The organism is Pedobacter sp. AC212, assembly GCF_979258625.1.
Genome location: NZ_OZ409870.1, coordinates 1,140,596 through 1,154,074, shown reverse-complemented (window position 1 = coordinate 1,154,074; position 13,479 = coordinate 1,140,596). Strand labels below are relative to the sequence as shown.

Annotated in this window: 9 protein-coding genes; 6 read left to right on the top strand and 3 right to left on the bottom strand. The window is 37.4% G+C overall.

What is annotated here, in order from left to right; all coding sequences use genetic code 11:
- Positions 1-117: 117 nt before the first annotated feature.
- From mutL to ACZZZC_RS04945, 6 genes are all read left to right on the top strand, one after another.
- Positions 118-1,953 (top strand): DNA mismatch repair endonuclease MutL, encoded by a 1,836-nt coding sequence (gene mutL, locus ACZZZC_RS04970; RefSeq protein ID WP_463485091.1) that lies wholly within the window; start codon positions 118-120, stop codon positions 1,951-1,953.
- A gap of 175 nt (positions 1,954-2,128) precedes the next feature.
- Complete coding sequence (locus tag ACZZZC_RS04965; protein WP_056848468.1) at positions 2,129-2,833, top strand: rhomboid family intramembrane serine protease; 705 nt, start codon at positions 2,129-2,131, stop codon at positions 2,831-2,833.
- Positions 2,826-3,680 (top strand): rhomboid family intramembrane serine protease, encoded by an 855-nt coding sequence (locus tag ACZZZC_RS04960; RefSeq protein ID WP_463485090.1) that lies wholly within the window; start codon positions 2,826-2,828, stop codon positions 3,678-3,680. The genes ACZZZC_RS04965 and ACZZZC_RS04960 overlap by 8 nt, the downstream gene beginning before the upstream one ends.
- Positions 3,680-4,786 carry an endonuclease/exonuclease/phosphatase family protein gene (locus ACZZZC_RS04955; protein ID WP_463486671.1) on the top strand — a complete coding sequence of 369 codons (1,107 nt, stop codon included), beginning with the start codon at positions 3,680-3,682 and terminating at the stop codon, positions 4,784-4,786. Before ACZZZC_RS04960 ends, ACZZZC_RS04955 begins: the two co-directional genes overlap by 1 nt.
- 113 nt (positions 4,787-4,899) lie before the next feature.
- A complete protein-coding gene (locus tag ACZZZC_RS04950; RefSeq protein ID WP_056848465.1) occupies positions 4,900-5,532 on the top strand; it encodes an NAD(P)H-dependent oxidoreductase in 633 nt (210 codons plus the stop codon).
- Positions 5,533-5,704: 172 nt separating this feature from the next.
- Complete coding sequence (locus ACZZZC_RS04945; protein WP_463486670.1) at positions 5,705-8,431, top strand: carboxypeptidase regulatory-like domain-containing protein; 2,727 nt, start codon at positions 5,705-5,707, stop codon at positions 8,429-8,431.
- Between the two features lie 896 nt (positions 8,432-9,327).
- Here ACZZZC_RS04945 and ACZZZC_RS04940 read toward each other — a convergent pair.
- The 3 genes from ACZZZC_RS04940 to ACZZZC_RS04930 are packed head-to-tail and all read right to left on the bottom strand — an operon-like array spanning position 9,328 to position 13,469.
- Positions 9,328-10,287 (bottom strand): 2-hydroxyacid dehydrogenase, encoded by a 960-nt coding sequence (locus ACZZZC_RS04940; protein WP_463486669.1) that lies wholly within the window; start codon positions 10,285-10,287, stop codon positions 9,328-9,330.
- A gap of 52 nt (positions 10,288-10,339) precedes the next feature.
- Positions 10,340-11,140 (bottom strand): DUF4249 domain-containing protein, encoded by an 801-nt coding sequence (locus tag ACZZZC_RS04935; protein WP_463486668.1) that lies wholly within the window; start codon positions 11,138-11,140, stop codon positions 10,340-10,342.
- Between the two features lie 4 nt (positions 11,141-11,144).
- A complete protein-coding gene (locus ACZZZC_RS04930; protein WP_463486667.1) occupies positions 11,145-13,469 on the bottom strand; it encodes a TonB-dependent receptor in 2,325 nt (774 codons plus the stop codon).
- Between the last annotated feature and the right edge of the window lie 10 nt (positions 13,470-13,479).

The window sequence follows — 13,479 nt, the reverse complement described above, 5'->3', positions numbered from 1 at the left end:
ACTTCAGACTGTTGACTTTGGACTTTTTCGAACCGTCATTTACATGTTGAGTTTTAAACAAAGCCAAATCCTTAAGCTTATTTTGCATAATTTAGCAAATTCACTTTGCCCTAATACATGACTGATATTATTCACTTATTGCCTGATGCTGTTGCCAATCAAATTGCTGCCGGAGAAGTTGTTCAACGACCTGCTTCTGCTGTAAAAGAATTACTTGAAAATTCAATTGATGCTGGCGCAGATAAAATTCAATTGGTGATAAAAGATGCCGGAAAAGCACTCATTCAGATCGTTGACAATGGTTGCGGCATGAGCGTTACCGATGCCAGAATGTGTTTCGAGCGCCACGCCACCTCAAAAGTAAAAAAGGCCGAAGATTTATTTGCTATTCGTACAATGGGTTTTCGTGGCGAAGCGATGGCTTCGATAGCTGCAATTTCTCAGGTAGAAATGAAAACCCGCCGCCATGAAGACGAAATTGGTACCTGCATTTCTATTGAAGGTGCTGTAGTAACAGCACAAGAACCGGTGGCGACGCCTGCGGGCACACAGATTGCCATTAAAAATTTGTTTTACAATACCCCTGCCCGTCGTAATTTTTTAAAGAGCAATCCGGTAGAAATGCGTCATATTATTGATGAATTTACAAGGGTGGCACTAGCACACCCGACCGTATTTTTCAGCTTGCATCATGACGGAACAGAAATTTTTAACCTCCCAAAAGGGAACTTGAAACAACGTATTGTCCACATTTTCGGCAATAATTACAACGAGCGATTGGTTCCTGTAGAAGAGGAAACAACCATCATTAATTTAAAAGGCTACATCGGAAAACCGGCTTTCGCCAAGAAAACCCGTGGCGAGCAATTCTTTTTTGTAAACAATCGATTTATTAAAGATCCGTATTTAAATCACGCTGTAAGTTCGGCTTTTGAAGATCTTTTGCCAGATGATAGCTACCCGTTATACGTCCTCTTCATTGAAATTGATCCTTCAAAAATTGATGTAAACGTTCACCCTACCAAAACGGAGATTAAGTATTTAGATGAAAAATCTATTTATGCGATTATGAAATCGGCGGTTAAGCGTTCTATTGGCAGATATAACATCTCTCCTACTTTAGATTTTGATCAGGAAACGGGTTTCAGCAACATGATTACGCAAAAAGCAGTGGAAGATATTGTTCCGCCTAGTATTAATTTCAATCCCGATTTTAATCCTTTTGCCAGCGACAGCAGTTCCACTTCGGGATATGCCACCTCATCAAGAAACTATGAAGCAAAACCGAGTGCTAAAAACTGGGGCTCGCTTTATGAAGTGGTGGAGCAACCGGTGATCGAACAAACATCGTTTTACAACGACGAACCGGTTTTTGAAACGAAGCAAAAGCAATATATGCAATTGCATAACCGTTACATTGTTTCGCAGATTAAATCGGGTTTAATGGTTATCGATCAACAAATGGCACACGAGCGTATTCTTTATGAACGATTTCTAGTACATTTAGACGATAGGAAAGGCGCATCGCAACAAAGTTTATTTCCGCAAACCATTACCCTTAACGCCAACGATTTCGAACTGGCCAAAAGTTTATTGGACGATATAAAGAGTTTAGGCTTCGATGTACGTGAATTCGGAAAAAATACGTTGGTTGTAGAAGGTGTTCCGGTTGATTTAGGAAGCAGCAATATTAATGAAACACAGCTATTTGAGCAACTAATTGAAGGTTTTAAAAACTCTCAGCAGGAATTAAAGTTAACTAAAAGAGATAGCCTGGCTCGAACCCTGGCAAAAAACAGTGCTATAAAAGCGGGAACCGCATTAAGCCAGGAAGAAATGAATACGCTAATTGATGAACTTTTTGCCTGTAAAACTCCTAATTTTAGCGTGAGCGGAAAACCAGTAATTCAAACCATAACCTTGGGAGAATTAGATAAAAAGTTTGAAAAGTAAGGGCGAAGAGTAAGGAATAAGGAGCAAGGGACAAAGAGCAAAGAGCCTGGAGCAAAGAGCAAAGAGCCAGGAACAAAGAGCAAAGATTCCTGAATAAAGAAAATAGAAAAACATAACAATAACGCTTTAAACTCCTCCCTTCTGGGGAGGTTGGGTGGGGCAAATAAATTCATAAATGAACAACCTGTATATCCCTCCAATAGTTAAAAACCTACTAATTATTAACATTCTCTTTTTTGTGGGAACTTATTTTTTAAGTTCTACCATTAATTTGGAAGATATGTTAGCGGTTTATTATTTTGACTCTCCCAAATTTGGCGGCTGGCAAGTAATCACTTATATGTTTATGCATGGTGGTATTGCTCACATTTTCTTTAATATGTTTGCGCTTTACTCCTTCGGTAGTTTATTGGAAACGCGTTGGGGAGGCAAAAAATTCCTGATATTTTATTTGATAACTGGCCTGGGCGCTTTATTACTCCAATGGGCAGTTCAAGCCATAGAGGTTAACCAAATTATTGGCCATTTTACGCTGTACGAAGGCTGGCAAAATCAAATAAAAAGTCAGGCAGATTACCAAACCATAGGACAAATTTACGGTGGAGGCATGTTAGGAGCATCTGGAGCAGTATTCGGGTTGTTAGTAGCTTTTGGAATGTTATATCCAAATGCTGAACTTTATATTATGTTTATTCCGGTACCGGTTAAAGCCAAATATATCATCCCATTTTATATTTTAGTTGAATTATTTTTAGGCGTTAGTCGTTTCGAAGGCGATTCAATTGCACATTACGCACACTTAGGCGGTGCTTTAATCGGCTTCATCCTGGTTAAAATTTGGAAAGATAAGAACACAAACTTTTATACTTACTATGAATAATACGGTTAAAGATTTAAAGTTTAAGATTTTTCAATCGGGCAATCCGCTATTTCTATATATAGGAATAAACGTGATTATCTTTTTGGTTACCGCCATTATTGCTGTATTCTTATTTTTAGGCAGAACCGATTTCATCATTGGAGATTGGATTAGAGAATATTTTGGCGTACCGGCTCAAATTACCGCTTTGCCAACCCGATTCTATACCATTTTCACCTACATGTTTTTCCATGATGGCTTTCTACACCTGCTGTTTAACATGCTTGGTTTATTCTGGTTTGGTAATATCTTTATGAACTTTTTGAAGTCCCGTCAATTTCATTTTGTTTATCTCGCAGGCGGGTTAGTTGGCGCTTTAATTTATATCGCCGGGTTAAATATCATTCCTGCCTTTGCTGATGGAATAATAAACAGAACTGTTGTTGGTTCTTCGGCTGCGGTAATGGCTATCATTGTGGCCACGGCTACACTGGTACCAAACTATAGCATTATGCTCTTGCTTTTTGGAGAAGTAAAAATAAAATGGGTGGCCATTGTATATTTCCTGTTGTCGTTTTTAGGCTTATCGTCTGCTAATGCAGGAGGGAATTTAGCGCATATCGGAGGCGCACTTCTGGGTTTCATCTTTATTAAAAGTTTGCAAAAAGGGAGCGACTGGAGCAAGATCTTCGAACGCAAACCTAAACTAAAGGTTGTACGCAATGAAAAACCTACTCCGAGAAAACCGGTTTTTAATGAGGTTTCTCAACAGGAAATTGATGCCATTTTAGATAAAATATCTTCATCAGGTTACGATAAACTATCTGCTACAGAGAAAGAAAAACTTTTTAAAGCAAGCAAAGATTAATGGCGAAAAAGAAATACAATTTCTTCGATAAACTTTTACTACCTGTTGCAGTACTACTGGCAATTGCTTTAATACTTGGTACTGTTGCCGGCAATATGGATCCACGCAAACATGCATTAATTGCATTTTTTGGTCTGGCTTATCCCTATGTATTATTTTTTCATATCATTTTTTTGGCTTGGTGGTGCATTAGTAAAAAATGGGTTTTTGCTATTGTAAGCATCATTGTTATTGCTTTTGGTTTTAAAACCTTAAAGGCAACTTTTTCATTTGGCGGCGATAAAGGTGGCCCGGAAAAAGTAGAGAATAGCATCAGAATGATGACCTACAATGTACATACTTTTAAACTTTATGGAGGCGAGAATGATGAGTCGGTAAAAGAAAAGATGCTTAAAGTAGTGAAAGATGAGAATCCGGATATTATCTGTTTCCAGGAATTTTATACCCGCTTTAAAGGCAACTTTGATATTATCGATAGCTTAAAAACGGTTTTAAAATTAAAGCATTTCTATTTCGTACCAACTAATAAAAACGACTTCGAGGCTTACGGGCTGGCTATTTTCACTAAATATCCGATAGTAGGTAGTGGTAAAATCCCTTTCGTAGATGGTTACAATGGCAACATGAGCATCTATGCAGATTTAAATATCTCGGGCAAAACACTTCGGGTGTACAATGTTCACTTCCAATCTATTTCGTTTGAAAAACAGGATTACGAATATTTGGACAAGGTTAAAGAAATGAATACCCAGCTTCAACCTTCAAAACGAATTTTGCGTATGCTTAAAAGTGCGTTTCTAAAACGCAGCGGCCAGGTAGATTTGATGAAAAAGGAAATGGCGTCATGTAAAACCCCCTATTTAATCGCCGGAGATTTCAATGATACTCCAGCATCGTATGTGGTTACTCAAATTACAGAGGGCTTAAACAATGCTTTCGTTAAAAAAGGATCGGGTATGGGCAAAACTTACAATGGTAAATTCCCCAACTTTCAAATTGATTATATTTTAACCTCAAAAAATCTTGAAGTGTTAAACTATAACATCACCGAAGCGAAGTTATCAGATCATTTCCCAGTAAGAAGCGACTTAAAGTTTGCCGAATAAACGCTCAAATTTGTTTATCACCTTTTCTATTACCGATTGCTTTCTTACCATACATCAACAAAACAGGAATTTGTAATGATGATATTTGACGCACAAAATTGAAAGAAAATATCATGAGCTTAATAGATGCACTAAACTGGCGTTACGCAGTTAAAAAAATGAATGGTCAGCCTGTAGAACAAGATAAAGTTGATCAAATTATACAAGCAGCTTTATTGGCACCAACTTCTTCGGGCTTGCAGCCGTTTAAAGTTATTGTAATTACCAATCAAGAATTGAAAGAAAAAATTGCTCCCATTGCTTATAACCAATCACAGATTATTGATTCATCACATCTATTGGTTTTTGCAGCGCAAGAAAATTATACTGACGAAGGTATCGATAAAGTGTTCGATAGAATGAATACAGAACGTGGTTTACCTTTAGATACAACTGATGCTTACAAAAACCAGTTGAAAGGGATGATCTTGTCGAAACCAGCAGAAGAAAACTTTCACCACGCTGCTAAACAAGCTTACATTGCCTTTGGTATCGCACTTGCTCAAGCTGCCCTTTTAAAAGTAGATTCTACTCCAATGGAAGGCTTTAATGCTGCAGAATTAGATGAATTATTAGGCTTGGATAAAAAACAATTAAAAAGTGTAACTTTATTGCCATTGGGCCATAGAGACGAAGCCGGAGACTGGTTGGTGAACATGAAAAAAGTACGCACACCTTTAAACGAATTCGTAATCGAATACAAATAAGAAATTCACATCCAAAGGTATAACAGAACAAGCTATTTAAAAGTAGCTTGTTTTTTTATGCCCTTTTTTTGACCTAACTTCTTTTATGTAAAAAAATGTTAAAGATGCATACAATTTAGGTGCTCTATTTTTAATTGGATATATTTACCTTTTAGTATTTAATTTCCAATTCATGAAGATTTTTAGATTACCGTTTTTAATATTTTCAATCTTATCACTCCTAAATTTATCTTCGTCGGCACAAACTGATACCGTTAGCATCAATACTTTAATAGCGAAAACCAGTAAAGTTCTAAACGATTATCCTGCTGAAAAAATTTATCTTCATTTCGATAAGCCTTATTATGCCATTGCCGATACCGTGTGGTTTAAGGCTTATGTAACGGAAAATCAAAATTTCTTATCGGGCATAAGCAAAATCGTTTATGTTGATGTGATCAACCAAAAGGATTCGCTTATCCAAACCTTGAAGTTGCCTATTGTAGGTGGCGTGGCAAACGGAAGTTTTCCATTAGATCAGGTAAACTATAAACAAGGAAACTACCATATTCGGGCTTACACCATGTGGATGTTAAATTTCGACGATCCGAGTTATTTCAACAAAACTTTTTACGTGGGTGAGGCAATAGACAAAGAAGTTAAAACGCATATCACTTACAAGAATACTTCGACAGATAAGCTGGAGAAAATTGACGCCCGTATTCAGTTTAAAGATGCAAACAATAAGCCTTACGCAAATAGAAACGTAAGCTGGCAGGTGGTAACAAGCTTTACAGTAATTGCAAAAGGCAGAGGAACTACCGATGCGAACGGCTACCTGACCATCGCCATGACTGCCAATCAAAAAGCCGAATATCAGCTTAAAAAAGGTGAGCTGATTACGGCTATTAATACTACAGAGAAAGATCTGGTGAGCAATAGTTTTCAGCTGGAGAATGCCATCGTTACTAAAGATTTTCAACTTTTTCCTGAAGCGGGAACTCTGATTGCGGGCCTAACCAATAAAGTCGCCTTTAAAGCTATTAAAAGTGATGGTTTGGGGATTAATTCAAAAGGTACCATAACCGATAATGATGGTAAACAGGTTGCCACATTTACGGCACAAAGATTAGGAATGGGAAGCTTTAATTTGTTTGCCGAAAGTGGAAAAACTTACAAAGCCAATGTAACCTTTGCCGATGGAACGACACAAAGTTATTCGCTACCAGCAGTTAACGAATCAGGCATTTTAGTAAATATCGATAATAGCAATCCGGAAAATGTTGCGGTTAAAATTATTTCAAATGACACTTTTTTCCAGCAGAACCAGGGCAAGAAATTTTACCTGGTTGCGCAAAGCAAAGGCGTTATTTGTTATGGTGCCCAAACTGCACTTTCATCTAAAGAATACAGCACCACTATTTTGAAATCTAAATTCCCAATGGGAATTGCCCAGTTTACACTATTTACAGATGCAGGAAAACCTTTAAGCGAGAGATTGGTTTTCGTTCAAAATAAAAATGCATTAAATGTTGCACTATCAACCCCTACACCAACATCCGGAGTTAAGAAAAAAGTTAAAGTGAATATCGCCGCCAAAAAAGATGGCGCTCCGGTAGAAGGTACATTTTCTATTGCGGTAGTTGATGAGAGCAAAGTTCCCTCGAGTGAAGATGGGGCTACAACGATCTTAACCGGCTTACTTTTAAGCAGCGACCTGAAAGGATACATTGAAAAACCAAATTATTACTTCAACGCACCCGATGCGAAGAAAAATGCCGACCTGGACGTTTTATTGCTTACCCAAGGATATCGATCGTTTAAATACACTGACATTTTAAGTAGCAAATTGCCAAAAATCAGCTTCTTGCCTGAACAGGGTATCGACCTTACGGGTGTTTTAAGAATGAATAATGGTATTCCTGTAAGAAAGGGTACGATACTGGTAACCATACCAGATAAGCGTTTCAATTCGCAGGTGACTACAGATCCGGTGGGTAATTTTAAGATACAAAATCTGGTGTTAAATGATTCATCAAAAGTAACCATCTCGGCCAAATATAATGTGAACTATAAAGCCATGACGATTAGTTTAAATGGATCGCCAACTCCTGCCTTAACCAGAAATTTTAGTGCGGCAGAAGAGGTTTTAAATATTGATAGCGCATTAACCACTTACTTAGATAATAGTAAAAAGCAGTATGCCTATTTACACACTTTAAAAGATGTGACCATTAAAGCGGCTACAATACCAAAGGTGAGCCACAAAGATTATCCTGCTTTAAGTGGTTTAAGTCAAATTGCCGACCATGAGATAACAGGCGATAGATTACAAGGCTGTAATTTGCTGATTAACTGTTTGCAAACGATGATGGCTGGTGTAACTTATATGGATAATAATTTTTATGTGAGCAGAGATTATAATCAAGGAAACAGAACGCCAATGGGCATTTTCATCAATGGAATGAATGTGGATGTGAATCAGATTAATACCTTAAATGCATCAGAAATAGAATCGATAGAAATCTTTTTAAGAGATGAGCTCGGCTTGGTAAACAGAGCAAACAATGTAAACGGGGTAATCGTAATCAATCAGAAAAAAGCACCGAAAGGACAAAAGATATCGAAAGCACAACTTTTGGATATGTTGCCTAAAAACTACGAGCTTACCTTCTCTCCGCAGGGATATAACAAGGAAAAACAGTTTTACTCGCCACGTTATGATGTACCGGCAAACATGAACAGAAATGATCTGCGCACCACTATTTATTGGAATCCAAAAATTGTAACAGATGCCACTGGAAATTCTTCGGTAGAATTTTACAACGCCGATGGTAAAGGGCAATATAAAGTGATTATAGAAGGTATTGACGCCAACGGAAATATTGGTCGATCGGTAATGAAATATTTGGTGAAGTAGAAAAGCAATATTCGCATGATAATTTGATCGGAATCTTGAAGCGCTTTCTACCTGTCGCTTCAAGATTTTCGAATTTTCGTGACCATTTATGATGATTTCTTTAAAACATTGAAATACCAACTGTCGTCGTCTCGAACGCAGTTTTTCACTGCGGAGAGATCTCTTCCGATACATATCAAGTAGATTTCTCAATCGCGAAAAGCTCATTTCGAAATGACGGCGATCAATACAAAATGAATGTGAAGTAAGGGTATTGTTTGAAGGGTAAGAGTGATTCTTCGAAAATTCAACACCAACTGTCGTCATCTCGAACGCAGTTTTTCACTGCGGAGAGATCTCTTCCGATACATACAATGTAGATTTCTCAATCGCGAAAAGCTCATTTTGAAATGACGGCGATTAATACAAAATGAATGTGAAGTAAAGGTATTGTTTGAAGGATAAGAGTGATTCTTCGAAAATTCAACACCAACTTTCGTCATCTCGAACGCAGTTTTTCACTGCGGAGAGATCTCTTCCAATACATATCAAGTAGATTTCTCAATCGCGAAAAGCTCATTTCGAAATGACGGCGATTAATACAAAATGAATGTGAAGTAAAGGTATTGTTTGAAGGATAAGCGTGATTCTTCGAAAATTCAACACCAACTGTCGTCATCTCGAACGCAGTTTTTCACTGCGGAGAGATCTCTTCTGATACATATCAGGTGGATTTCTCAATCGCGAAAGCTCATTTCGAAATGACGGCGATCAATACAAAATGACTTTAAAATAAAGTATTATTTGAAGGATAAGAATGATTCTCCAAAAAATCAACACAACCGGCGTTATCTCGAACGCATTATTTCACTGCGGAGAGATCTCTTCCAACAAACTCTTTTAAGTAAAAACAAATACTAATAAATTGGATAAGGAATTTGCTTGCCATTAAGGCCAGCCAGAATATTCTCCACTATTAACTCGGCCATTGCCGCTCTGGTTTCTTCGGTAGCGGAGCCAATATGCGGCAAAACGGCAACACTTTCCATAAATAATAAAGGATTATTTTTATCCATTGGCTCCGGATTGGTAACATCCAAACCTGCACCCCAAATAATCTTTTCTTCCAAAGCTTGGATTAAGTCTTTTTCATTATGGATGCCGCCCCGAGCTGTATTAATAAAAATAGCATTCGGCTTCATTTTCTTGAATACATCAATCGCAAATTTACCTTTAGTTTCGTCCGTCAAAGCAGTATGAACGGTCAATACATCACTTTGTTCCAAAAGTTCATCGAATGAAACATATTTGGCATTAAGGTCTTTTTCGGCATTCTCATTTCTAGATCGATTATGGTAAATCACCTCCATGCCGTATGCGGCTTTGCATTTCCTCGCCATTTCCAAACCAATTTTACCTAAACCAAAAACACCAAGCGTTTTGCCGCTAATTTCAATACCCAGTTCTGTTGAAGGCTCGTATTTTTCCCACTTGCCATCTATAATTTTCCTGTACGAAAAGAAAGCTTTTCTTGATACCGCTATCATCAATAAAAAAGCAGTTTCGGCTGTTGCGGCACTTAAAACACCAGGCGTGTTTCCAACAGGGATATTTAATTTCTTGGCAGTTTCTACATCAACCTGATCAAAACCAACCGAATGAAGTGCTATTACTTTTAAATGGTTGCTGGCATTTAAAAAATCGGCATTAATTTTATTCGGACCAACACTTATAAACCCATCTTGATCCTTGCAGGCTTCTATTAGCTCTTCAGGCGTAATTTGTCGTGTTTCTTTCCACTGGGTAATTTGTATATGATGATCTTCCAATTGCTGCAAAGCAATAGGCGCAATGTTTCCACTTATAAATACTTTCATACTCATCAAACAGCAAATAATTATGGGTGTTTTAGCAAAAAAATATTAGCCATTATTTAACCTCAATGCTCAGCTTTTGATAGGTGTGTGCGCTGAAATATCCTAAAGCATTATTCGAAATATTTGATGGTGGGTTAGCAGGTGTAGTGCCTTGATTTGGCCCACGGCCAGATTGCTGGCTTAAGGTATACCAGTAATCAAAAATATTAGAATCAATACTTTCGGCCTCTACGCTAATTTTATCTCCAGACTTCAACCCATCATCGTCATCATCATCCGATTCGTAAAAAAGCTGAATGCGCAATTTATTTCCATTAGTCAAGCGATCATTATTTACATATATTCTCCGTGAAAATAGATTATTTACGTAAAGATTGAAGTGATAAAAATTGGTTTCGTTTTCAGGATCAACTAAATAGGCGGCTGCAGTTTTACGTTCATTGCCAAAGAAAGAATTGCTTACCACGCCTACCGAATCCAATTTTACCCGGTTTGGCATTTTAGAACTTGCGGTATAAGTTTTACCTTCTACACTTACATTTAAGTTATAGGTATTACCAGAAATGCCACGCATTGCCTGCACATAAACGCCTGGCGTTTTTTCCATAAAGGTATATCTGCTTCCTTTATCATCAGTTACGATAACAGTGGCGCCAGATACTTTCGGATAAATGCCCTTCTCATCATAGCCAACAGTCTTAGTGATCACGATCTGTTGATCAATGAGCTGATCGTTAATATTGCCTTCGATTACAATTTGCGCAGCTGCGTTATTGGTATCCACTTCAATAATCTTTTTACAGGAAATAAAGCATAAACTCAAAACAGCTATATATAGAATAAATTTCTTCATGGTTTTAAAATTTAAAGTTCCAGGTTACCGATGGAATAATACCGAATAAGGATGTTTGTTCGGCCACAGTTTTACTTGGATCAGTCGGATCGTTAATAAATTCGACAGAATAAGGATTTTTTCTACCCGAGGCATTATACACGCCAAAATTCCAGCTCGATTGAAATCTGCCTTTATTTCTACCTTCAAGCGTTGCGCTTAAATCTAACCGCATATTGTAGGGCATTCTACCGGCATTTCTTTGGGTGTAATAATATACGGTTTGGCCGCCGACATTGTATTTCCCTGCCGGATAAGTCACCGCATTTCCTGTGCTGTAAATTAAACTCGAAGAAAAAGTCCAGCGTTTATTTAAGTTATAAATCCCCACAAACGATACATCGTGGGTACGATCTTGCCTAGATGGGAAATAATTACCATTGTTCAACTCTGAAAACTTTCTTTCCGTTCTTGATAATGTGTAGCCCACCCAACCATTCAACTTTCCAAACTTCTTTTTAAAGAACAATTCCAAGCCATAAGCCCTGCCCGTTCCATATAAAAGTTCTGATTCTACGTTTGAATTGCCCAACAGTTCAGCAGCATCTCTGTAATCAATTTGATTTTGCATCCATTTGTAATACACTTCGCCAGAGAATTCATAGTTATTTTCAGCAAAATTTCTGAAATAACCAACAGCAACCTGATCTGCAATTTCTGGTTTGATGTTATTGCTACTCAACACATATTGATCTGTTGGAGAGCTCGATGTAGCATTGGTTAAAATGTGGATATTCTGCGTATTTCTGTTATAAGAAGCTTTAACAGAATTTTCTTCATTAAACAAATAGCTCAACGAAAAACGCGGCTCCAGGTTTAAATAATTCTTATAAAACTTACCACTTTCTACTTTATCTGATGATAAAATATTGCCATCAGGATCGTAACTACCGAAATTACCCGGCCCTAATAATGAAAATGCAGCCAATCTAAGTCCGTATAATAAATTCAGTTTTTCAGTTACCGCCCATTCATCAGAAACATATATGGCACTTTCTAAACCATAGCGTTTTTCTTGCGTAAGCGGATTAACCTGCGATTCCTGACTGGTGGTAATGTCAATTGGAGAAATTCGGTGGTGCGTGGCATTTAATCCAAAACGCAAAGTGTGCTTGTTGCTAAAATATTGAAAATCCTCTTTAAAGTTGAAATCCCGCACTAATGAGGTCGCCTTGAAATTGGTTACATCATTTAACAACCTCACCGTATAATTGTAGTTATTGTAAATTAATGAGGTATTGGAAAATAAACGATCATTAAAAATATGATTTAAACGGATTGTTGTGGTTACATTTCCCCAGTTATTCTCAAAAAGATCTTTAACCCCAATATTATCTTTACCAAAATAACCTGAGATATAAATGGTGTTTTTATCGTTGATTTTGTAATTGGCTTTTGCATTGATATCGTAGAAATTCAAAGTGCTTCCATTTATCGATGAATCTGGCGAAGCCCTTAAAAACAAATCAATATAAGTTCGTCGAAAGCTCACCATAAATGAACCTTTATCTTTTACAATCGGCCCTTCTGCTTTCAATCGCGAAGCGATCAACCCAATTCCACCCTGAAACTTAAATTCCTTGTTATTCCCATCGTCCATTTTAACATCTAAAACCGACGATAACCTACCCCCATATTGCGCTGGCATACCGCCTTTGTATAGACTTACATCTTTAATGGCATCGGCGTTAAACGTGGAGAAGAAGCCCAATAAGTGCGATGAATTGTAAACCACAGCCTCATCTAAAATAATTAAATTTTGATCGGCAGCACCTCCACGAACATAAAAACCCGTATTTCCTTCGCCTCCGGATTTTACACCAGGCAAAAGTTGAATAGTTTTCAAAACGTCCTTCTCACCCAATAAAACAGGAATAGAGTTTAACGATTTCATATCAATACGCTCTAAACCCATTTGTGCGCTTTTTACGTTTTCATTTTTACGGTTATTGGCACTCACCGTAACTTCGGCTAAATCATTTGCATCCTTTAATTCTTCGTTAACTTTTGTATCCTTATTCAGATTGATAGTTTTTATAACACTTGCAAACCCCGTGTAGCTTATTGTTACGGTATAAATTCCTTCTGGTTGAGTAAGGGCAAAATAACCGTAATTATTGGTTAGCGTACCTGCTGAAGTTGCACCAGTAATTTTAACCGTAGCGCCGATAAGTGTTTCGCCAGAACTCGCATCGCGAATAGTGCCACTTAAAGTAAATTTATTTTGTGCGAAAAGGGTTAAACTAAAAAAACTAAGGAAGAAAATGAGCAAATACGGTTTTAACGGCATGTTTAACTGA